This is a genomic window from Cryobacterium breve (genome assembly GCF_004402375.1).
GTDB lineage: Bacteria > Actinomycetota > Actinomycetes > Actinomycetales > Microbacteriaceae > Cryobacterium > Cryobacterium breve.
In genome coordinates, this window is sequence record NZ_SOGJ01000026.1 from 58,155 (window position 1) to 78,282 (window position 20,128).

21 protein-coding genes and 1 pseudogene are annotated in these 20,128 nt (G+C 69.0%); 6 read left to right on the top strand and 16 right to left on the bottom strand.

Going from position 1 to position 20,128, the window contains the following annotated elements; all coding sequences use genetic code 11:
- Positions 1 to 218: 218 nt before the first annotated feature.
- The 5 genes from purQ to kynA form a co-directional block, all read right to left on the bottom strand.
- The gene (purQ, locus tag E3O65_RS13140; protein ID WP_134364179.1) at positions 219 to 917 is read right to left on the bottom strand and encodes a phosphoribosylformylglycinamidine synthase subunit PurQ; all 699 of its coding nucleotides are present in this window, start codon (positions 915 to 917) and stop codon (positions 219 to 221) included.
- The gene (purS, locus tag E3O65_RS13145; RefSeq protein ID WP_134364180.1) at positions 917 to 1,186 is read right to left on the bottom strand and encodes a phosphoribosylformylglycinamidine synthase subunit PurS; all 270 of its coding nucleotides are present in this window, start codon (positions 1,184 to 1,186) and stop codon (positions 917 to 919) included. Before purS ends, purQ begins: the two co-directional genes overlap by 1 nt.
- A gap of 39 nt (positions 1,187 to 1,225) precedes the next feature.
- Positions 1,226 to 2,644, bottom strand: a complete 1,419-nt coding sequence (locus E3O65_RS13150) for a kynureninase (protein ID WP_134364181.1) — start codon at positions 2,642 to 2,644, stop codon at positions 1,226 to 1,228.
- Positions 2,645 to 2,782: 138 nt separating this feature from the next.
- Positions 2,783 to 3,631 carry an amidohydrolase family protein gene (locus E3O65_RS16745; protein WP_166785748.1) on the bottom strand — a complete coding sequence of 283 codons (849 nt, stop codon included), beginning with the start codon at positions 3,629 to 3,631 and terminating at the stop codon, positions 2,783 to 2,785.
- Positions 3,632 to 4,015: 384 nt separating this feature from the next.
- Positions 4,016 to 4,870, bottom strand: coding sequence for a tryptophan 2,3-dioxygenase (gene kynA, locus E3O65_RS13160; RefSeq protein ID WP_134364182.1), 855 nt, complete (start codon positions 4,868 to 4,870; stop codon positions 4,016 to 4,018).
- 256 nt (positions 4,871 to 5,126) lie between these two features.
- On the opposite strand from kynA, the gene E3O65_RS13165 reads away from it, so the two are divergent.
- Positions 5,127 to 5,831, top strand: coding sequence for a TetR/AcrR family transcriptional regulator (locus tag E3O65_RS13165; protein ID WP_134364183.1), 705 nt, complete (start codon positions 5,127 to 5,129; stop codon positions 5,829 to 5,831).
- A 104-nt stretch (positions 5,832 to 5,935) separates the two neighbouring features.
- Here E3O65_RS13165 and E3O65_RS13170 read toward each other — a convergent pair whose 3' ends face one another.
- From E3O65_RS13170 to purD, 4 genes are all read right to left on the bottom strand, one after another.
- On the bottom strand, positions 5,936 to 6,763 hold the full coding sequence (locus E3O65_RS13170) for a VOC family protein (RefSeq protein ID WP_134364206.1): 828 nt from the start codon (positions 6,761 to 6,763) through the stop codon (positions 5,936 to 5,938).
- A 107-nt stretch (positions 6,764 to 6,870) separates the two neighbouring features.
- Positions 6,871 to 7,254 (bottom strand): VOC family protein, encoded by a 384-nt coding sequence (locus E3O65_RS13175; protein ID WP_134364184.1) that lies wholly within the window; start codon positions 7,252 to 7,254, stop codon positions 6,871 to 6,873.
- A gap of 79 nt (positions 7,255 to 7,333) precedes the next feature.
- A complete protein-coding gene (locus E3O65_RS13180; protein ID WP_134364185.1) occupies positions 7,334 to 8,344 on the bottom strand; it encodes a phosphoribosylaminoimidazolesuccinocarboxamide synthase in 1,011 nt (336 codons plus the stop codon).
- Between the two features lie 461 nt (positions 8,345 to 8,805).
- Positions 8,806 to 10,074 carry a phosphoribosylamine--glycine ligase gene (purD, locus tag E3O65_RS13190; RefSeq protein ID WP_134364186.1) on the bottom strand — a complete coding sequence of 423 codons (1,269 nt, stop codon included), beginning with the start codon at positions 10,072 to 10,074 and terminating at the stop codon, positions 8,806 to 8,808.
- Between the two features lie 290 nt (positions 10,075 to 10,364).
- On the opposite strand from purD, the gene E3O65_RS13195 reads away from it, so the two are divergent.
- Positions 10,365 to 10,724 carry a sterol carrier family protein gene (locus tag E3O65_RS13195; RefSeq protein ID WP_134364187.1) on the top strand — a complete coding sequence of 120 codons (360 nt, stop codon included), beginning with the start codon at positions 10,365 to 10,367 and terminating at the stop codon, positions 10,722 to 10,724.
- A gap of 114 nt (positions 10,725 to 10,838) precedes the next feature.
- Here the strand turns inward: E3O65_RS13195 and E3O65_RS13200 are convergent, their stop codons facing one another.
- Positions 10,839 to 11,927, bottom strand: coding sequence for a ribokinase (locus tag E3O65_RS13200; protein ID WP_134364188.1), 1,089 nt, complete (start codon positions 11,925 to 11,927; stop codon positions 10,839 to 10,841).
- 74 nt (positions 11,928 to 12,001) lie between these two features.
- Here E3O65_RS13200 and E3O65_RS13205 point away from each other — a divergent pair, with 74 nt between their 5' ends.
- The 3 genes from E3O65_RS13205 to purM all read left to right on the top strand — a co-directional run bounded on the left by E3O65_RS13205 (position 12,002) and on the right by purM (position 15,251).
- Positions 12,002 to 12,415 (top strand): hypothetical protein, encoded by a 414-nt coding sequence (locus E3O65_RS13205; RefSeq protein WP_134364189.1) that lies wholly within the window; start codon positions 12,002 to 12,004, stop codon positions 12,413 to 12,415.
- 125 nt (positions 12,416 to 12,540) lie between these two features.
- Positions 12,541 to 14,151, top strand: a complete 1,611-nt coding sequence (purF, locus tag E3O65_RS13210) for an amidophosphoribosyltransferase (protein WP_134364190.1) — start codon at positions 12,541 to 12,543, stop codon at positions 14,149 to 14,151.
- The gene (gene purM, locus E3O65_RS13215) at positions 14,148 to 15,251 is read left to right on the top strand and encodes a phosphoribosylformylglycinamidine cyclo-ligase (protein ID WP_134364191.1); all 1,104 of its coding nucleotides are present in this window, start codon (positions 14,148 to 14,150) and stop codon (positions 15,249 to 15,251) included. Before purF ends, purM begins: the two co-directional genes overlap by 4 nt.
- A 241-nt stretch (positions 15,252 to 15,492) precedes the next feature.
- On the opposite strand, the gene E3O65_RS13220 is transcribed toward purM, so the two are convergent.
- From E3O65_RS13220 to E3O65_RS13240, 5 genes are all read right to left on the bottom strand, one after another.
- Positions 15,493 to 15,741, bottom strand: coding sequence for a DUF3073 domain-containing protein (locus tag E3O65_RS13220; RefSeq protein ID WP_134364192.1), 249 nt, complete (start codon positions 15,739 to 15,741; stop codon positions 15,493 to 15,495).
- 170 nt (positions 15,742 to 15,911) lie between these two features.
- Positions 15,912 to 16,280 carry a fluoride efflux transporter CrcB gene (gene crcB, locus E3O65_RS13225; RefSeq protein ID WP_134364193.1) on the bottom strand — a complete coding sequence of 123 codons (369 nt, stop codon included), beginning with the start codon at positions 16,278 to 16,280 and terminating at the stop codon, positions 15,912 to 15,914.
- Positions 16,277 to 16,693: a fluoride efflux transporter FluC gene (locus E3O65_RS13230; RefSeq protein ID WP_134364194.1), complete on the bottom strand. Its 417-nt coding sequence runs from the start codon at positions 16,691 to 16,693 to the stop codon at positions 16,277 to 16,279. Before E3O65_RS13230 ends, crcB begins: the two co-directional genes overlap by 4 nt.
- Before the next feature lie 3 nt (positions 16,694 to 16,696).
- The gene (locus E3O65_RS13235) at positions 16,697 to 18,862 is read right to left on the bottom strand and encodes an APC family permease (protein WP_422386425.1); all 2,166 of its coding nucleotides are present in this window, start codon (positions 18,860 to 18,862) and stop codon (positions 16,697 to 16,699) included.
- Positions 18,863 to 18,901: 39 nt separating this feature from the next.
- Positions 18,902 to 19,342, bottom strand: a complete 441-nt coding sequence (locus tag E3O65_RS13240) for a MarR family winged helix-turn-helix transcriptional regulator (protein ID WP_134364195.1) — start codon at positions 19,340 to 19,342, stop codon at positions 18,902 to 18,904.
- Between the two features lie 43 nt (positions 19,343 to 19,385).
- Here E3O65_RS13240 and E3O65_RS13245 point away from each other — a divergent pair, with 43 nt between their 5' ends.
- Complete coding sequence (locus tag E3O65_RS13245; RefSeq protein ID WP_134364196.1) at positions 19,386 to 19,652, top strand: hypothetical protein; 267 nt, start codon at positions 19,386 to 19,388, stop codon at positions 19,650 to 19,652.
- A gap of 79 nt (positions 19,653 to 19,731) precedes the next feature.
- Here the strand turns inward: E3O65_RS13245 and E3O65_RS16750 are convergent.
- Positions 19,732 to 20,128: pseudogene (locus tag E3O65_RS16750) on the bottom strand (hypothetical protein); the annotation flags it as partial.

Consider the following 20,128-nt stretch of genomic DNA (forward strand, 5'->3'; position numbering starts at 1 on the left):
CCCCGGGCCCCCTGGTATCGCCGAAGCGGGCACAGGGCGACGGCTTGTGTGCGGGCTGCGCGGGGACAGCGCCGCTCCGCGCGTGGCGTGCCGCCAGCGCAGCGGCGCAGCCCCCGCGCAACGCGATACTCGTGGGCAATTCGACTCGCGCGCGGCGAAACCGCCGCGCGCCGCGACACTCGTGGCGAACTCGAACCGCGGGCGGCGAGCGGATGTCGCTACGCGCTGACCAGCATCCGTTCGATCACGGAGGTGAAGAAGGTGATCCCGTCGGTGCCGCTGCGCATGGCGTCGGCGGTGTCGGGGCCGAAGCCGGGCTCGACCGCGTGCTCGGGGTGCGGCATCAGGCCGACCACGTTGCCGCGCGCGTTGCTGATGCCGGCGATGTCGTTGAGGGAACCGTTGGGGTTCACTCCGACGTAACGGACGACCACGCGGTCTTCGCCCTCCAGGCGCTCGAGCGTCTCGGCGGAGGCGATGAAGCCGCCCTCGCCGTTCTTGAGCGGGATGGTGATCTCCTGGCCGGCCGCGAATCCGCCGGTCCAGTCGGTGAGGGCGTTCTCGACGCGCAACCCCTGGTCGCGGCAGATGAACGAGCCATGGTCGTTGCGGATCAGGCCGCCCTCGAGCAGGTGCGCCTCGGTCAGCATCTGGAATCCGTTGCAGATGCCGAGCACGGGCATCCCGCTGTTGGCCGCGCCGATGACCTCGGCCATGATCGGGGAGAGGCTGGCGATGGCGCCGCAGCGAAGGTAGTCGCCGTAGCTGAAGCCGCCGGGCAACACGAGCGCGTCCACGCCGTGCAGGTCGTGCTCGCCGTGCCAGAGGGCTACAGGCTCGGCGCCGGCCAGGCGGATCGCGCGCGCTGCGTCGCGATCGTCGAGCGAGCCGGGGAACGTGACGACGCCGATGCGCATCAGTGCGTCTCTCCGGCAGGTGCCTCCAGCACGTGGATGCCGACGACATCCTCGATCACGGAGTTGGACAGCACGGAGTCGGCAAGTTCCTGAACCTCGGCCAGCACGGCGTCATCGACGTGGCCGTCGACGGTGATCTCGAACCGCTTGCCCAGGCGAACGCTGGTGAAACGGGTCTTGCCGAGGCGACCCAGGGCGCCGGCGACGGCCTTCCCCTGCGGGTCGAGCAGCTCGGCCTTGGGCATAACTTCTACGACGATTGTTGGCATAGCTCACTCCGGAGACGTCGGGGGGTGGATTCCACGATCCTACAGGCCGCCCCTCGGGCCGCCGAGCGCACCGGCCACGCCCCTGCCCAGGCCGTTGCCGGGCCCCGTGCCGACACCCGCGCCGTTGCCCGCGAGCCCACTCTGCCCGAGCAGCACTCCACGCAGCACGTCCCGGATCGCCGCGACCCCCTCGAAGGTCTCGACGAAGCTCGTGCTCAGCGGGGACAGGCCGATGCGCAGGGCGTCGGGCGTGCGGAAGTCGGGGATCACATCGTGCTCCCACAGGATCTGCGTCACCTGCCGCATGGCGGGGTGGTTCACGGTCAGGTGCCCGCCGCGGTGCGTGGGCTCCCGTGGCGAGGACACCGTCACGCCCATCGGCGTGAGCCAGGCATCCACGAGGGTCAGCGCAAACTCGGTCAGTGCCACCGATTTGGCCCGCACCTGGTCGATGCCGGCCTCCTCGATCATCGAGATCGCGTCCTGCATGGCCAGCATCCCCACGATCGGCGGGGTTCCGCTCATGAAACGACGGATGCCGTCGGCCGGCACATACCCTGGGCCCATCGTGAAGACATCCTTCGTTCCCATCCAGCCCTGAATCGGCTGGGTGAGCACATCCTGCAGGTCGCTGCGCACATAGGCAAACGCGGGGGCGCCGGGGCCGCCGTTCAGGTATTTGTAGGAACAGCCGACGGCCAGGTCCACGTCGCACAGGTCGAGCTCGACCACCACGGAGCCGACCGAGTGGCTGAGGTCCCAGAGCACGAGGCCGCCCGCGGCGTGCACCACCGCGGTGATCTCGCGCATATCGGCGAGGAAGCCTGAGCGGTAGGCCACGTGGCTGAGCAGCACGAGAGCGGTCTGCGGGCCCACGGCCTGGCGCACCTGCTCCACCGTGACGCCGCTGGTGGGGTCGGAGTGGATCCAGTGCAGCGTCATGCCGCGTTCGGCCGCGATGCCCTCGAGCAGGTAGCGGTCGGTGGGGAAATTGTCGGTGTCGAGCACGATCTCGGTGCGCAGCGGTTCCGTGTCGACGCGCAGGTAGTCGACGGCTGCGCGGGCCAGTTTGTAGAGCAGCACGGTGGTCGAGTCACCGACGAAGACCTGGCCGGGCCCGGCGCCGAGGGCGGCGCGGCCGATGTCGTCGCCGATCGTGAGCGGCAGGTCCATCCAGGCCTCGTCCCAGCCGCGGATCAGCCGGGTGCCCCAGTCGTGGGTGAGGAACTCGGTGATGCGGGCCACGCTGGCCCGGGTGGGCCGGCCGAGGGAGTTGCCGTCGAGGTAGGCGACCGGGTTCGAGGTGCCAGTGCCGCCGGTCGCGGTGTCGGGCTCGATGCCGACGAACTGCCTCCGGTAGTGGCCGAGCCCGTCGATGCGGTCCATCCGGCGGGCGAAGGCGAGGTGGGCATCCTGGCTGCCGTTGCCGGCGGGGCTGGTGTCGGTGCTGGGGGTCATCTGGATTCCTCGAGGTCGGACGGATGATGGGCAGCGCTCGCGCGCCGATGCGCGCTTCCCGGGGAAGCGCCGACACCGTGCCGAACTGGAAGTATCCCACTCGTGCGGGTGGCGGCGCGAGTGCGGGCGGTGGTGTGCTCAGGCCTGCATCCGGGCGAGGTCGGCCGGACTGATCGCTCGGGCGGTGCAGAGCCAGGCGCTGAATGCCGCCGGGTCGGCCGGGCGCTCGCCGCGCAGCACGGTGACCAGGTGCCCGGAGGAGGTGACGGCGGGGCCGCGCAGCACGGTGCGGAAGCCGCCGAGGCGCTCCATGGTCAGGCTCCGCAGCACGTCGTCGCCGCTCAGGCCGGCGCCGAGCAGCGCGTCGACCTCCCGCATATTCAGCCCGACCGGCAGTGGCCCGTTGCCAAGATCTGTGCCGTAGAGCACCTGGCCGCCGGCCCGGTGGAAGCGGCGCAAATTGTCGACGGCGCGGTCGAAGTCGTCGGTGGGCTCGCCCCAGCCGTGGATGTCGAGGGTACTGATCCACGCCATCCGCCCGGCCATGGCCGTGATCAGCTCGTAGCCCAGACGCTCACTGAACGGTGTGTGCGCCAGGGCGTCCACCCCGGCCTCGAACGCGCGCAATGCCTGGCCAACCCCCTCGGCGTGCGCGACGACGGGAGCCCCGCGGTCATGGGCGTGCCGAGTGATGGCCGCGAGAACCATGCGCGGCAGCACCGGGCCGGCTTCGGCGTTCAGCGTGACCTTGATGACGGATGCCCCGAGCTTCAGCTGGTCGTCGACGGCGGCCGCGGCATCCGTAGCCCGGGCCACAGAGCGCACACTTCCCTTCGGAGCCCACGACCGCTCGCTCGGGTAGCCGCCCGGCGCGGCGAGGAACTGCCCCGCGAACACGGCCTCCGGCAACCCCGCGCTCGCGCTCGCACCCACCCCGGCTCCCACCCCGGCTCCCGTGCCGGCCAGCGTTCCCGCCGAGTTCGACACGTGTGGTCGAGGTCGAGCGGTGCGCGGGGTGAACTCGACCGGAACCGTCGACTTCGGCGAACCCGACTGCGCACCCGACCGCGCACCCGACCGCGCACCCGACGGCGAACCCGACCGCGAATCCGACCCCGACGGAGGCGATCCCGACGTTCCCGACGATCTTGGCGACTCCGGGGGCGATGGCACCCACCCTCCGAGGTCGAGCACGCGCGCGATCCCACCCGCGGTGAGCGGCGCCGGGTCGATCAGAGCGAAGTGCACATGCGCGTCGAGAAAGCCTGGCAGAACGGTCAGGCCGCCCGCCCGGGTCCGGCCCGGCCCTGCATCGCCCACCCCGGCCCGGCTCGGCGCCGTCCCGTGCGACTTGCCCGTGGACATCCGGCCTCAGGTTCCGAGTTCGGTGCGCACGGCGAACAGCTCAGGGAAGAAGGTCAGCTCGAGCGCCTTCTGCAGGAAGGCTGCGCCGCTCGACCCGCCGGTGCCGCTCTTCATGCCGATGATGCGCTGCACGGTCTTGAGGTGCCGGAACCGCCAGAGCTGGAAGTTGTCCTCCAGATCGACGAGTTCCTCGCAGGCCTCGTAGGCACCCCAGTGCTCGCCCGCGTTCTCGTAGATCCCGCGGAAGGTGGCCACGAGTTCCGGATGCAGCACCCATGCCTGGGTGACGTCGCGCTCCAGCACGGATGCCGGAATCGCGAACCCCTGCCGGTGCAGGTACCGCAGGAACTCGTCATAGATGCTGGGAGCCGCGAGCATTTCGGAGAGGAGAGCATGGGCATCCGGTTCGCTTTCGAACACGCTCAGCATGCGACGGTTCTTGTTGCCGAGCGCGAATTCGACGGCCCGGTACTGGTAGGACTGGAAACCGGACGAGTTTCCCAGGAAGTGCCGGAACTCGGCGTACTCGCTCGGCGTGAGCGTGGCCAGGACCGACCACTGCTCGGTCAGGGTGCGCTGGATGTGCTTGACCCTGGCGATGCATTTGAGGGCCGGCGCGATCTGGTCCTGGCGCAGGAACGCGGTCGCGGCGCGCAGCTCGTGCAGCACGAGCTTCAGCCAGAGTTCGGTGGTCTGGTGCTGGATGATGAACAGGAGCTCGTCGTGGTGCTCGGGCGCGCTGACCGGCTTTTGTGCGCCGAGCAGCGTGTCCAGGTCCAAGTAGGAGCCGTAGCTCATTCGCTCCCGAAAATCGGTGACGATTTCGGGATCGAACTCTCGGGTGTTGTGCTCGACCGGCATGGTGCTCCGTTTCGTCAGGGTCCGCGCTCTCTGAAAGTCTGCGCTATTCCAGGGTCTGAACTCTGTCAGGATCTGCGCTCTGTCAGGGTTTGTTCCGGCCCGCTGTGCAGCGGCGGGCCGCACGCGGCCCGTGCGCCGGAACGCTTGTCTGCATTCTGCGGGACAGTCCCGGACCGGCGCAACCGGCCGTCACCTGCCTGGGGGTCGTGGAGGTCAGCCTCCGCGACGCCACGGTTCGGGTCCTAGACTCGACAGCATGACATCGTCCGAATCGACCCCGCAGGACGGGACGCAGCCTCGACGACGTGACGCCCGGCAAAACCGTGAGCGTCTTCTCGTCGAGGCTCGGGCACTGATCGCAGTGCACGGTGTGGATGCTTCGCTCGAGGAGATCGCCCGCCGCGCCGACGTGGGCGTCGCCACGCTGTACCGCAACTTCGCCACCCGGGACGACCTCGTTCGGGCCCTGCACGACATCGCTCTCGCCGAGCTGTCCACCGTGCGCGACGAGATCGCCGCGGCCCCCACCGCGTGGGACGGGATCGTCGTCTACGCCGAGCGCGTCGCCGAATGGCTGGTCGCCGACCCGTCGCTTCCGCCGATTCTCAAGCGAATGGAGACGATCGATCCGGCTCGCGGCAAGGTGGCCTCGTTCAAGACGATGCTGTCGGGCCTCGTGACGCAGGCCAAACGTGACGGCGATCTCCGGACCGACGTCGACACGGTCGACCTGGCGGTCCTGGTCACGATGGTGGGTTCGCTGGGCGCCCTCGGCGGCGGATACACCGGCCAGTGGCGGCGCCAGCTGTCGATCGTGATCGACGGGCTGCGCACCGTCGATCGGGACCGGCCCAAGCTGCCGGGACGTCCACTGGGGGCCAAGGAGTTCCAGGCGGCGGTGCACGGCCTGAGCCGCCGCGCCACCCGGGCCGCTTCCCGCGGCGATGGGTCCGGCTCGTAGCTGCCTCTGCGCCCGGTTGCCGCTCGTAACCGGTGCCGAGCGTGCTCGCTGCGAAGGAGTCGAGGTCCGCCGGATTGCGGCGGAAAGCCGTCGCGCGCCGCGGGCTACTGCGTGCGCACCACGATCTGGTTGCCCCACGGGTCGTCGAAGCCGAGGGTCTGCCCGTCGTGTCGGGTCTGCACGCCGAAGTGGGACATCCGTTCGTTCAGGGTGCCGATGTCATCGGGCCCTGGCAGGATGATGTCGACCTCACCGAGCCCGAGGGCCAGGCGGCGCTTGCCGGAGCCCGCGCTGTTCCAGGTGTTCATGGCCATGTGGTGGTGGTAGCCGCCGGCCGAGACGAACAGGGCCTGGCCGCCGAGGTTCGCCGTGGCCTCGAAGCCGAGGCGGTCCACGTAGAATTCGCGGGCCGTGGCCACGTCGCCGACGGACAGGTGCACATGCCCGACGATGGCGTTGCCGACCGACGGATGCGCCTGGCCGTCGCGGGTCAGATGCTCGCCGATAAAGGTGTTCGGATCGAGGTAGAGGGTGGCCATCTCGACCTGGCCATGGGTCCAGCTCCACTCGGTGCGGTCGCGGTCCCAGTAGAGCTCGATGCCGTTGCCCTCCGGGTCGGTGAAGTAGAAGGCCTGGCTGACCAGGTGATCGGCGCTGCCGGTGAACGATCCCGGATGCGTCGTGCCCACCGAGTAGACGGCCGCGGCGAGCTGCGCCTGCGTGTCGAACAGGATCGCGGTGTGGAACAGGCCGCTCGAGCGTGGCTCGGCGGCGGCCAGCTCCGAGGCGTGCTGTAGAACAACGATCGGCACGGTTCCACGCCCGAGCACGGCAACCGGCCCCTCGTGGCTCTGCAGCTCGAGGGTCACTGCGTCGCGGTAATACGTGATCATGGCGTCGAGGTCACCCACGCGCAGGGTCACCGCGCCCATGCCGGTGGACGCGGGCAGCAGGTCGTTCGCAGATCGATTCACAGTTGCCTGAACAAATGGTCCCCGCCCGGTATTCCAGGTCGAGCCAGGCGCGGGGTGGGCCGTCGCTACTTCTCGTCCTCGTGGAGCTGGATCAGGTTGCCGCAGGTGTCGTCGAAGATGACGGAAGTGCCATACGCATCCGTGCTGGGGGCGCCGATGAACTGCACGCCCAGGGTGCGGAGTCGCTCGTAGTCTGCCTGGACGTCCGGGCTGCCGAACACGATGGCCGGCAGACCCAGGTTGCGGATGCCCTGAGCGTACTTCTGAGAAACCTTATTGTCGCTCGGTTCCAGGAGCAGGCTGACCCCGTCAGGGTCCTCCGGAGACTTCACGATGTAGAGCTGGTGCTCCGGCATGGACAGCAGCTTCTCGAATCCGAGCACGGACGTGTAGAAGTCGAACGCGGCGGCGGGATCGGTCACGTGGACACTGCACATCTTGATTCGCATGGCCGGAGCGTATCATTTCGCGGCCCATAGCCGGCAGGCTGTGACGCCCGGCGACGGCGCGTCCCGGTAGTCCGTGCACCTACGCCGAGCCGGCCCCGGAGGCCGCGCGGGTCAGCAGTTCCAGCAGCTCCCGGTAGCGGGCCGCGGTCTGCCCTATTACCTCGGCAGGGAGCGCCGGCGGCGTGCCCGTCCTGTCCCACTGGCCCGCGAGCCAGTCGCGCACGATCTGCTTGTCGAAGCTCGCCATCCGCTGCTCCGGGGTGGTGCCGGACTGCCAGATTGCAGCGTCCCAGTAGCGGCTCGAGTCGCTCGTGAGCACCTCGTCGGCGAGCGTGATGACGCCCGTCAGCCTGTCGGCGCCGAACTCGAACTTGGTGTCGGCCAGGATGACCCCGGCCTTCTGGGCGATCAGCGAGGCGCGGTCGAAGATCTTCAGCGACAGGCGGCGCAGCTCGCCGGCGACGGATGCCCCGACCAGCTCGACCGTGCGATCGAACGAAATATTCTCGTCGTGTTCGCCCATCGGGGCCTTCCACGCGGGGGTGTAGATGGGCTCGGGCAGGCGGTCGCCGTTCTGCAGGCCGGCGGGCAGCGGGATGCCGCAGACCGTCTGGGTGGCCTGGTATTCCTTCCATCCGGAACCGGTCAGGTACCCGCGCACAACACACTCGATCGGGAACATGTCAAGCGTCTTGCAGAGCATGGCCCGCCCGGCGACGGCGGCCGGGATCAGGCTGGTCACCGTGCCGTTGACGGTGTGATCGGGAACGAGGTGGTTCGGGACGCCCGCGAGCTGGTCGAACCACCAGAGGCTGAGCGTCGTGAGCAGTTCGCCTTTGCCCGGGATGCCGGGCTCCAGCACGTGGTCGAACGCGCTGACGCGGTCACTGGCAACCACGAGCACGCGCGGGGCGGTTGCGAGGTCGGCCGCGGCATCCGTGCCCGGGGGTGCGTCGGGGCCCGACGGCGGCGAGGTGGGCGAGGTGGGCGAGGTCGGGACGTACAGGTCGCGCACCTTGCCCGAGTAGGCGTGGCGCCAACCCGGCAAGTCGAGCGGTGCGGATGCGGCGGGCAGGTCGAGTGCAGTCACGGCTACATTCTTGCGCACCGGCCGGTGCCGGCGCCAACGCGGGGCCGTCGTGCGGCCTGTGACGCCCGCCGCAGGGTCGGGTCGTCCTTCGGCGCCGAAGCGGCAGGTGAGAGGGGGCTAACTCAGGAGAATTGCGGTACCGGCACCATCCGGCCCAATGTTTTCGGGCGACGTCGGCGCTCGGCGCGGGGATCTCCTGAGTTGGCCACGGTGTCGGTGGGCAAGGTGGAGCTGTACGACTCCTGCAACTCGGGCCCCGGCGGTCGATTCAATCAGTTGCTCAGCTGGACTGTCGGAAGCGCCGGGTGAACGCAACGCCTCCGCCGAAACCGTTCGAGACGTTGCGGGAGTCACGCGCTGGCGTGGCGTGGGCAGGACCACGCGGCCCGGCCCGGCCCGGCCGCCAGCCGCGCTGTTCAGCCGGTTTAGTCGGTTTAGTCGGTTCAGTCGGTTCAGTGGGTTCAGCCGACGACGCGGGCGGCGATGTCGGTGCGGTACTGGGCACCCTCGAGCGTGATCAGGGTGAGGGCTTCGTAGGCTCGAGCGCGGGCATCCGTGAAGTCGTCGCCGACCGCCACGACGCTGAGAACGCGTCCGCCGGTGGAGACGAGCACGTCGTCGACGACCGACGTCGCGGCGTGTGCGACCGTGACGCCGGGCACCGCGGATGCCGAATCCAAGCCGGTGACGGCGCGTCCGGTGACAGGGGAATCGGGGTAGTTCTCGCTCGCAAGCACGACTGTGACACAGACGTCTGGCGTGAAGACAGGGCGGGGCAGCCCGCCGAGGCCTCCGGTGGACGCCGCCAGCAGCAGGCCTGACAGTGGCGTGACCAAACGTGGCAGCACAACCTGGGTTTCCGGGTCGCCGAACCGGGCGTTGAATTCGATCACCCGGATGCCGTCGGCCGTGAGAATGAGCCCGCAGTAGAGCAGCCCGATGAAGGGGGTGTCCTCGGCGGCGAGCTGGCGCACGGTGGGCAGCGCGATCGTCTCGATGACCTCGTCGACGAAAGCTTGCTCACTGCCGAATTCGGCGTCGAGCCAGGGTAGCGGCGAGTAGGCACCCATGCCGCCGGTGTTCGGGCCGAGGTCGTCGTCACCGAGGCGCTTGTAGTCCTGGGCGGGGGAGAGCGGCAGCACGCTGTGGCCGTCGCTGAGGAGGAAGAGGGAGACCTCCGCGCCGTCGAGGAACTCTTCGATCAGTACACTGCCGTGCTGTAGCCAGAAGGTGGCGTGGACGAGTGCGGCATCGCGGTCGGAGGTGACGAGCACGCCCTTGCCGGCTGCGAGGCCGTCGGCCTTGACCACGTACGGGGCCCCGAACTCGTCGAGCGCTGTCGTGGCCTCGGCGAGCGACCCGGCACGTTCGGCGCGCCCGGTGGGCACGCCCGCGGCATCCATGATGCGTTTGGCGAAGGTTTTGCTGCCTTCGAGGGCGGCCGCGGCCTGGCCGGGACCGAAGACCGGGATGCCCCGCGTGCGCAGGGAATCGGCGACCCCGGCGACGAGCGGCGCCTCCGGCCCCACCACCACGAGCTCGATTCCGTTGAGGTTCGCGTAGTTCGTGACCTGCTCGGGGTCGGCCGGGTCGAGCGGCACCACCGGCACGTCCTGGGCGATGCCGGCATTGCCGGGCGCCGCTACGATGTCGTGGCGCGGCTCCTCGCGGAGCAACGCGGTGATGATGGCGTGCTCGCGGGCACCGGAACCGAGGACCAGAATTCTCACCCCGTCAGGTTAGCGGATGCCGCCCGCCCTGCGTGGGCGAGCGTCGAGGCGATCGGGCGCAGAGGTGTGAGAGCCGGTTCCGGTCGAGAATGACCCCCGCAACGGACACTGTGGTGCGCGGAAACTGCGGCGCGCGGAAACTGCGGCGCGCGGGTGCTGCGCCGTTGCGCGCGTGGCGTGCCGGCCGCGTAGGGGCGCAGCACCCGCGCGAGGCCGACAGCTGACCGAGAGCGGGTGGCACAGGAGGCTGGCGGCACCCGCGGGAGACGGCCAGGCGGCAGACTGGACACATGGCACGAGCGAGGATTGACGATGGCGTTGGACGCGCGGCGGTGCGCGAGTACGCGTCGCGGCAGGGCGAGGCGAGCCGGGACATCCGTGCCCTCGCGGTGCGGTACACACTGCAGTTGCTCGCCGAGAAGGCCACCGGCAACACACTCGAGGTGCGTGTGCCGCCGTTCGGCGCGGTGCAGTGCATCGCTGGCCCGCGCCACACCCGTGGCACGCCGCCGAACGTCGTCGAGACGGATGCCCCCACCTGGCTCGCCCTCGCCACCGGAACACTCTCGTGGGCCGACGGCATCGCATCCGGGCGCATCGCCGCCTCCGGCCAGCGCGCCGACCTCGTCGGGCACCTGCCGTTGCTCTGAGCGCCGCAGGCCTCGGCGGGAGCCGGCGGCGTGCGGAGACGGACGGGACGGACGGACGGTACGGGCGGCACGGGCGGACGAACGGTACGGGCGCTACGGGGCGGGGTCCGGCAGTCAGGTGAGGATCGCGGTGACCTCGGCGCGGGTGGGCATTGATGTGGTGGCGCCCTGGCGGGTGACCGAGACGGATGCCGCGACCGTCGCCCAGCGCACCGCGTCGATCATCTCCGTTTCGGTAACGCCCACGGCACGGAGAGGGGCCGCGCCCGCAGACTCGCCGCCGGTCTCCGAGGTGCCACCGCCGGTCTCCGAGGTGCCACCGCCGGCGCTAGCACCCGCAGAGGCGCCAGCAGCCTCAGCGCCGGCGAAGGCGCCAGCAGCCTCAGCAGCGCCAGCGCCAGCGCCAGCAGCCGCCCGCTCGTTCCGGGCCCCGCAAACCAGCCGCGCCACCAGTGCCCCCACGAAGGTGTCGCCGGCCGCGGTCGTGTCGACCGCGCGCACCGGGCGGGCCGGCGCGAGGCCGAGGGCGGCACCGTCGAACGCGACGACGGCTCCCTCCGCGCCCAGAGTGACGATCGCCCACCGACCGCCGCGGCTCAGCACCTCGGCTGCCCGCACCGGATCGGTCTCGCCGCTGAGCTCGGCGGCCTCGAGCCGGTTGGGCACGATCAGGTCCACGAGGTCGAGTAACCCGTCGGGCAGCGCCATCGCGGGCGCCGGGGTGAGCACGGTGAAGACTCCCGCAGCCCGGGCGGCGACCAGTCCCTCTGTCAGCACCGATACGGGCATTTCACACTGCAGCACCAGGAACGCCGCCGCGGTGATCGCCGAACGCTGCACCTCCGTGAGCTCGGCCAGATCCGCGTTGGCCCCTGGCACCACGACGATCGAGTTCTCGCCCGAGTCGACGACCGAGATATGTGCGGTTCCGGTTGGTGTCATCGACCACTCGAGACCGGCGTCACGGATGCCCTCCGTCGCCAGCACCCCGCGCAGCTGTTCCCCGTGCTGGTCGGCGCCGACCATTCCGAGGAAGTCCACCGCGGCACCCAGCCGGGCCGCCGCCACTGCCTGGTTCAGGCCTGTGCCACCCGGGCCGATAGTGAACCCTGAGCCGAAGATCGTCTCACCAGGACGCGGCACCCGCGGCTGACGCACGACAAGGTCCATGTTCGCGCTCCCGAGCACCGCAATCCTGTTCATCGGGACAGTCTGGCATCCGCTCGGCAAGGCCGAAACACAGCCGCGGGCCCGATCCACCGTGCGAGAATAGGGACGTGACCTCAGACCAGCAGCCCGAGCAGCCGTCCGCCCAGTCCGGCCCCGGTGAAGGCTCCGGCGAGAGTGCCGGCGAGTCGGTCGTGGACAAGGCCACCGTCACCGTGCGGCGCTCACCCCGCTTCTTCAACTTCATGCTCCTCGGCGCCGTGATCGGTGCGATCACCGCCCTGGTTCTCACGATCGTTTTTCCGGAAAATGCCGAGTTCGGGGCCACCCAGGTCTTCGGCTTCCTGCTGCTCGCCTTCGTCGCGCTGGGCGTCACGTTGGGCGCCGTCGTGGCCATCTTCATCGACCGCGTGATCTCCCGCCGTGGAAAGACGGTCATCGTCGATAGAATGACACCGCTCGGGTCGGGCGATTCGGAGGCTCCGGATGCCACGTCCAATCCCTCTGATCCCGAAAAGAACTGACTCAGCACGACTCCGATCGACACAGGGCGTCATCACAGATCACGGCCCGAAGCGAAGACGCTCCCGTTCACCCCACAACTTTCAGCACACATTCCCCGAGAACTGATAGTAGAAGAGGCACCGATTTGGCTGGCGGCGACGGACTTTTAGGTCACGATCTACTTCCCGGGGAGAAGGGGCCGCAGGATGCCTGCGGCGTGTTCGGTGTCTGGGCTCCGGGCGAAGAGGTGGCCAAGCTCAGCTACTTCGGCCTCTACGCCCTGCAGCACCGCGGCCAGGAATCGGCCGGAATTGCCACGAGTGACGGCTCGAAGATCCTGATCTACAAGGACATGGGCCTGGTTTCCCAGGTCTTCAACGAGGCCGCGCTGAGCACCCTGATCGGGCACATCGCCGTTGGTCACACGCGCTACTCGACGACCGGCTCCTCGAGCTGGCAGAACGCCCAGCCCACCCTGGGGCGCACCTCGGGCGGCACGGTCGCCCTCGGCCACAACGGCAACCTCACCAACACGGCCGAGCTCCTGCAGCTCGTGCACGAGCGCTACCCGAAGGTCGAGGGTGAGCTCGCCCGCGGAAACACCACCGACACCGCCGTGATCACGGCGCTGTTCACCGGTGACCTCGACCACACCCTCGAGGTCACCGCGCTGGAGGTGTTGCCGCGCTTGCGGGGCGCCTTCTGCCTCGTCTTCATGGACGAGACCACCCTCTACGCCGCCCGCGACCCGCAGGGGGTGCGCCCGCTGGTGCTCGGCCGCCTCGAGCGCGGCTGGGTCGTCGCCTCCGAGACAGCCGCCCTCGACATCGTGGGTGCCAGCTTCGTGCGCGAGGTCGAGCCGGGCGAACTCATCACCATCGACGAGGACGGCCTGCGCACGCAGCGTTTCGCTGAGCCGAAGCCCGCCGGTTGCGTGTTCGAATACGTCTACCTGGCCCGGCCCGACACTACAATCGCCGGCCGCGGCGTGCACGAGGCTCGGGTCGAGATGGGCCGCCGCCTTGCTCAGGAGTACCCCGTCGAGGCCGACCTCGTCATCCCGACCCCTGAATCCGGCACGCCGGCGGCCATCGGCTACGCACAGGCATCCGGAATCCCGTTCGGCCAGGGTCTGGTGAAGAACTCCTATGTGGGGCGCACCTTCATCCAGCCGTCGGAGACCATCCGCCAGCGCGGTATCAAGCTCAAGCTCAACCCACTCAAGGCCGTGATCAAGGGCAAGCGGCTGATCGTGGTCGACGACTCGATCGTGCGCGGCAACACCCAGCGCGCCCTGGTCAGCATGCTGCGGGAGGCCGGCGCTGCCGAGGTGCACGTGCGCATCTCGAGCCCACCGATCACCTGGCCCTGCTTTTACGGCATCGATTTCGCTTCCCGCGCGGAACTCATCGCGACCGGCCTCGGCGTCGACGAGGTGTGCCAGGCCATCGGTGCCGACTCGCTCGGCTACCTCTCGCCGGAGGGCATGATCGCCGCCACCGAGCAGCCGCCCGAACGCCTGTGCACGGCCTGCTTCACCGGGGTCTACCCGATCCCGCTGCCTGATTCGGCGCACCTGGGCAAGAACCTGCTGGAACGCCCTGCAGCCGCCTCGAACGGATGCGACCCGGGCCCAGACTCGGAGTTCGAGCCGCTGCTTGACCCCGCGACATCCCTGCGCCCCGAGCCTGCGCGTGAAGAATCCGTGACCAAACAGGGAAAACCCCCGATCGGCGATCCAGGAAGACAAGAATGAGCAACGCGTCCTATGCGGCAGCCGGAGTCGACACCACAGCCGGCGACCTCGCCGTAGCCCTGATGAAGGAGGCCGTGTCGAAAACGCACGGCCCCGAGGTCCTCGGCGGGTTCGGCGGTTTCGCCGGGCTCTACGACGTATCCTTCCTCACCAGCTTCAAACGCCCGCTGCTGGCCACGTCAACGGATGGCGTGGGCACCAAGGTCGCGATCGCTCAGGCCATCGACAAGCACGACACGATCGGTCAGGACCTCGTGGGCATGGTTGTCGACGACATCATCGTGGTCGGGGCCCGCCCGCTCTTCATGACCGACTACATCGCCTGCGGCAAGGTCGTCCCCGAACGCATCGCGGACATCGTCGCGGGCATCGCCCGTGCCTGCGCGGCGACGGGCACCGCCCTGGTCGGTGGAGAGACCGCCGAGCACCCCGGCCTCCTTGGCGTGGACGACTATGACGTGGCCGGCGCCGCCACGGGCGTGGTGGAAGCCGATCAGGTACTCGGCGCGGAAAAGGTGCGCCACGGCGACGTCGTCGTGGCGCTGGCCTCCTCCGGTCTGCACTCCAACGGCTACTCGCTCGTGCGACACATCCTCGCGCAGCGCGGTATCGGCTACTCCGACACCTCCGCCGAACTCGGCGGCGTGGTCGGCGAGGTTCTGCTCGAGCCGACCCGGCTGTACACCGGGCCGCTGCTCAGCGTGCTCGCCGACCCGGAGCTCGCCAACGTCGTGCACTCGCTCAGCCACGTCACGGGCGGCGGCATCGCGGCAAACCTTGCCCGCGTGCTTCCGCTCGGCGCCTGGGTTGAGGTCGACCGGTCCACCTGGTCGCCGGCCCCGGTCTTCCGCGTGCTCAGCGAACTGGCCGGCTCCTCGCTCGAGAGCTCGGAGGGCACCTGGAACCTGGGTGTCGGCATGTTCGCCGTCGTCGCGGCCGAGTCGGCATCATCCGTCATCGCGCGCCTCGCCGCCGACGGCGTTCCCGCGTGGGTGGCCGGCCGGGTCTCGACCGCCCCGCACGATCTCACGGGCTTCGAACAGGGTGCCAAAGGCGTGAACGGCGGCGCAGTGCGCCTGGTCGGCGGCTACGCGGCGTAATGATCCACCCGCCGTGTAGGGGACGCGTGCGCGAAAAAGGCCGCCATCGGTGAAGCGATGGCGGCCTTTTTCGCGCACGCGTAGATGCCGGCGACCGCCGGCGACCGCCGGCGACCGCCGGCCAGCGCCGGCCAGCGCCGGCCAGCGCCGGCCAGCGCCGGCCAGCGTAGGCCGAGCCGGGGGTCAGGCGCGCTTCTGCTCGTCTTCGGTGGCGTAGTGGTCGACGTACTGGTCGTCGTCTTCATCGTCGGTGTCGGCGGCANTGGTCGACGTACTGGTCGTCGTCTTCATCGTCGGTGTCGGCGGCATCCTTGCCCGGCTTGCCTGCCTCGTACTCCGGCCACTTTGCAAGGTCTTCGTCGAGGCGCGGGTCGGTGGCCGGATGCCCGGTGAGCTCGCGTTCGAGCGCGTTGTAGTTGGTGTCCGGGCTGAAATACTTCAGCTCACGGGCAACTTTGGTGTGTTTTGCTTTTTGACGGCCGCGCCCCATGCGAGACCCCCTAACGATGCCAGGCCGGGTGAGAGAAACGTCTCCCGGGAGTTGCCGAATATGGTGAAAACTAGCCGTCAGTTTAGCATGGCGGGCCGAACGGACCGCAGACGCAGATCACGAGCAGCGGTAGCCATGCACGTTCACAGGCAGCGTTCCTTCACTGTACCTCAGCGGGAGAGAAGGTACCCGGTAGCGCAGGCCAGGAACCCGAGCAAAAGAGTGCCGGCCAGATTGAGAATGCTCGCTCGCCACCGCCCGGTCAGCGCCAGTTCGATGGTCTCGACGCTCCAAGTGCTGAAGGTGGTCAGCCCGCCGCAGACGCCCGTCAGCAGGATCAGGCGCAGGTCGTCGGACACAGCGGCGCGCTCCGCCAGCCCGAGAACCACGCCGCCGATCAGTGACCCGGCCACGTTCACGATCAGCACACCGTACGGCACCCGCCCGCGACCAACGTCCAGGGCGCGGGAGACGAGGAAGCGAACGACCGCTGCCGCACCGCCGGCCACGAGCACGCTCATGACCAGCCAGGCACTCACAGGGAGCCTCCGGCATCCGGCAGGTCCGGCGGCCGGCGGTGCCGGAGTCGCGCGCCCAGCCGGAGGCCGAGGGCCGCTGCGCCGAATCCGAGCAGGAGTGTGGCAGCCAGGTAGATCCAGCCCAGCGCTGAGAAGCCGGCCGCGACGAGCGCGACCAATGAGACCATCACCGCGGAGAAGGTCGTGAACGAGCCGAGCAGTCCCGTTCCGAGGGCAGCCTTGACCCAGGCGGGCAGGCCTGGCCGGGTCCACAGGTCGGCCACGAGCCAGCCGAGCACGAGCGCGCCGATCGTGTTGGCGATCAGCGTGCTCGTCGGGAAGGCAGTGTCGGCGTGCGGGAGACTCTGGTCAATGCCGAGGCGGAGGCCCGTGCCCATCAGACCGCCGAGGAAGACGGAAAGCGCCAGGCGCATCCGTCATTTCCTCTTGCGACGGCGGGCGGCGGACGGCCGGGATGTCGCCGGGACCGTTCCGACGACACCCGGAGGTCTGATCGGCACCTCTTTGGTCGCCGGGGCGAGCGGACGGCGAGGGATCGGGCGGGGGCGCACGGGCTCGCCGCGACGGTCCTGGCCGGGCACGGGCCGGGAGCGCCGGCCGTAGATGAGTTCGGAGGAGTCCAGCAACCACGGCACGAGGGCGATGGTGACGCCGTGCACCATCATCAGCTTCTGGCGCAGCCGACGGGCCTTGTGATTGTGCAGGAGCCCCTCCCACCAGTGGCCCACGATGTAGATCGGGGTGTACACAGTGACGACCTCGGCGCCGTGGTCTTCACGCCGATCCTTGATGTAGCAGATCAGCGGCCAGCTGATGTCCCGGTAGGGCGACTGCACGATGCGCAGCGGCACCTGGATGTTCTGTTGTACCCAGGCGCGTTTGAGCTCCTTGGTCTCTTCGTAGTCGACCGAGATGTGTACGGCTTCAATGCTCTCGTGGCGGGCGGCGATCGCGTAGTCCAGCGCCTTGAGCACGGGCTTCTGCATCTTGCCGACCAGCACGATGGCGTGGTCCCCCTGCGAACCGAAGGTGGTGTGCGCGTCCACTTCGATTTCCTTGGCCACGTCGCGGTAGTACCGGTTCACGCCGAGCATGAGGGTGAAGAGCACGGGCATGAGCACGAAGACGAGCCAGGCGCCGTGGGTGAACTTGGTGATGGTGACCACGATCAGCACCACGCCCGTGAGCAGTGCGCCGAAGCCGTTGATCGAGAGGCTGGCGATGATGGATGCCCGGTTCGGCGGGTTGGTCTTCAGCAGGGTCAGCCAGTGCCGCACCATTCCGGTCTGACCAAGTGTGAAGGAGACGAAAACGCCGATGATGTAGAGCTGGATCAGCACGGTCAGGTTGGCCTGGTAGATCACCAGGATGACGCAGGCGAAGAAGGCCAGCAGCAGCACGCCGTTGGAGTAGATCAGGCGATCGCCGCGGGTGCTGAGCGACTTCGGCGCGTAGGAGTCCTTGGCCAGGACCGAACCCAGCAGTGGGAACCCGTTGAACGCCGTGTTGGCCGCGAGCAGCAGCACGGCCGCCGTCGCCGCCTGCAGCACGAAGAACATGATCGAGTTGTTACCGAAGGTGGCGGCCGCGATCTGGGCGATCAGGCTGCGCTGCGGTGAGGTCGCGCACTCCTCCCAGCCGATCAGGTCACAGGGATTCTCCGCGTAGTGCACCTTGGAGAACAGGGCGAGGGCCGTCAGCCCGATGAAGAGCGTGATGGCGATGCCGCCCATGAGCACCAGGGTTCGCTGGGCGTTCTTGACCTTCGGATGCTTGAACGCGGGAACTCCGTTGGCGATCGCCTCGACCCCGGTGAGCGCGCTGCATCCGCTGGCGAAGGAGCGCAGCAGCAGCAGGATGAACGCCGATTGGGCCAGGTTCTGCGCCTCGACCTCATAGTTTGCCGATTCGGCCAGCGGGGTGTCGCCGAGGGCCACCCGGCCGAGGCCGACGACGACCATCAACAGCACGCTGGCGATGAAGAGGTAGGTGGGGATGGCGAAGGCTTTGCTGGACTCGTGCACACCGCGGAGGTTGACCGCCGCCAGCAGGATGACGAAGAACACGGCGAACTCCACCCGGAACGGGGCGAGCGCCGGAAGCGCGGAGATGATGTTGTCCACACCGCTGGCCACCGACACGACGACCGTCATCACGTAGTCGACGAGAAGGGCGGACGCGACGACTAGCCCGGCCTTTTCGCCGAGGTTCTTGTGGGCGACTTCGTAGTCGCCGCCGCCGGACGGGTAGGCCTTGATCAACTGGCGGTAGGAGGCAACGACCACGACGAGCAGCAGCACCACGCACGCCGCGACCCAGGGCGCGAAGCTGAGAAAGGCGAGCCCGCCGAGCGTCAGGATCATCAGGAGTTCCTGCGGTGCGTAGGCGACGCTCGACAGCGGGTCGCTGGCGAAGATGGGGAGGGCGAGGTGTTTGGGCAGCAACTGGCCGTCGAGCTTTTCGGTCGATAGCGGGTCGCCGATGATCCACCGTTTCGGTGAACGCGATTCTGGTGCCTGGGGGCTTCCCTCTGGTGTCACGAGGGTCGACACTACTCCCTTGGATTCAACTGTCAAATCCATGGAAGTCGGCCACCCTGTGGGCGTGTCGCGGGCGTGTCGTCAGGCGGTGTGAGAGGCCTCGATGACCCGCCACAGGGAGTGACGCAGACGTTCGAGCTCGTCGAGGCTCATGCCCAACTTGTCGATGATGCGGGGCGGGATCGTTCGGGCCTCGTCGCGGAGGCGCCGTCCGGTGTCGGTGAGGGAGACGTCGAGCGCGCGTTCGTCCTGCTCATTGCGGTGCCGGGCCACGAGCCCGGAGGCCTCCAGCCGCTTGAGCAGAGGAGACAGGGTGGCCGGTTCGAGCCGGAGTTCCTCGGCCAGGTCCTTGACCCGGCGCGGCTCGCGCCCCCAGAGGGCCAGCATCACCAGATACTGCGGGTGGGTGAGTCCGTATGGCTCGAGGATCGGGCGGTAGAGCGAAATCACGCTGCGCGACGCGATGGCGAGGGCGAAGCAGACCTGATCCTCCAGGCCCAGGAGGTCGGGGATATCCGTCACGGGGTCTCTCCGGTTGTCGGTATTAGTTTGTACACTAATTATTATGACACGCACGAGAAGAGACCCGAGTGACGAGCGTGGTCTGGTCGGCGTCATCGCTCGCCTCAACCGCCGTCTGCTGCCCTGGATCGGCCCGCCGCCTCTCGGGCCCTACGACACCGTGACCCCCGCCGAAGTCGAGGAGACGCGCGCTCGCGCGGTCTGCCCGATCTGTGGCGCCTTGATGTCTCTGCATGAGATCGACCGCACGGGAGAGCGCACCCAGCTGCGCCATCCCACCGCCGAGGAGATAGCGGCCCGCACGGCCTGACCTGGATTCATCGTGAAACGCGGAACACCCTCGCCGACTGGCGAGGGTGTTCCGCGTTCGGGGGCTCTGTCGTGTTCCGCTAGCGCCCGATGGTGTCCAGGATGCCCGCGCGAACCTCAACGAGACGGGCGCGCAGTTCCGGCACGATGCCGGCGGAAACGCCGGAGCGCGTGGCCGCTTGGCGCAGGTCGGCCCGCAGCTGCTGCCGGAACTCGTTCAGCACCAGATCGGCCTCGTGCAGCGCGCGGTTGGACTCAAGCCGCGGGTCGGATGCCCCGGCGGCGGTGGATTCCGACTCGCTCTCGGCGGTTTCGGCCGGTGCGCCCGGTGCCTCGCCCGCGCCGTCGGTCGCCTCCGATTGTGCTGCAGGGCCGGTTCCCGCCTCGGGCGCCGTACCGGTCGGGTGTCCCGGTGCCGCGGCTGCGGCTGCGGCTGCTGCCGCACCGGCTCGCGCCCCGGCGGCGGCGCCGGCTGCC

What these genes read in the sequence shown, in the direction of transcription:
- E3O65_RS13150 (WP_134364181.1), bottom strand. Translation starts at nt 2,644, where the DNA reads ATGACCCCCAGCACCGACACCAGCCCCGCCGGCAACGGCAGCCAGGAT.
- E3O65_RS13165 (WP_134364183.1), top strand. Translation starts at nt 5,127, where the DNA reads ATGACATCGTCCGAATCGACCCCGCAGGACGGGACGCAGCCTCGACGA.
- E3O65_RS13195 (WP_134364187.1), top strand. Translation starts at nt 10,365, where the DNA reads ATGGCACGAGCGAGGATTGACGATGGCGTTGGACGCGCGGCGGTGCGC.
- E3O65_RS13235 (WP_422386425.1), bottom strand. Translation starts at nt 18,862, where the DNA reads ATGGATTTGACAGTTGAATCCAAGGGAGTAGTGTCGACCCTCGTGACA.
- E3O65_RS13230 (WP_134364194.1), bottom strand. Translation starts at nt 16,693, where the DNA reads ATGCGCCTGGCGCTTTCCGTCTTCCTCGGCGGTCTGATGGGCACGGGC.
- E3O65_RS13175 (WP_134364184.1), bottom strand. Translation starts at nt 7,254, where the DNA reads ATGCGAATCAAGATGTGCAGTGTCCACGTGACCGATCCCGCCGCCGCG.
- kynA (WP_134364182.1), bottom strand. Translation starts at nt 4,870, where the DNA reads ATGCCGGTCGAGCACAACACCCGAGAGTTCGATCCCGAAATCGTCACC.
- E3O65_RS13200 (WP_134364188.1), bottom strand. Translation starts at nt 11,927, where the DNA reads ATGAACAGGATTGCGGTGCTCGGGAGCGCGAACATGGACCTTGTCGTG.
- purS (WP_134364180.1), bottom strand. Translation starts at nt 1,186, where the DNA reads ATGCCAACAATCGTCGTAGAAGTTATGCCCAAGGCCGAGCTGCTCGAC.
- purM (WP_134364191.1), top strand. Translation starts at nt 14,148, where the DNA reads ATGAGCAACGCGTCCTATGCGGCAGCCGGAGTCGACACCACAGCCGGC.
- E3O65_RS13170 (WP_134364206.1), bottom strand. Translation starts at nt 6,763, where the DNA reads ATGGGCGCGGTGACCCTGCGCGTGGGTGACCTCGACGCCATGATCACG.
- purQ (WP_134364179.1), bottom strand. Translation starts at nt 917, where the DNA reads ATGCGCATCGGCGTCGTCACGTTCCCCGGCTCGCTCGACGATCGCGAC.
- E3O65_RS13245 (WP_134364196.1), top strand. Translation starts at nt 19,386, where the DNA reads ATGACACGCACGAGAAGAGACCCGAGTGACGAGCGTGGTCTGGTCGGC.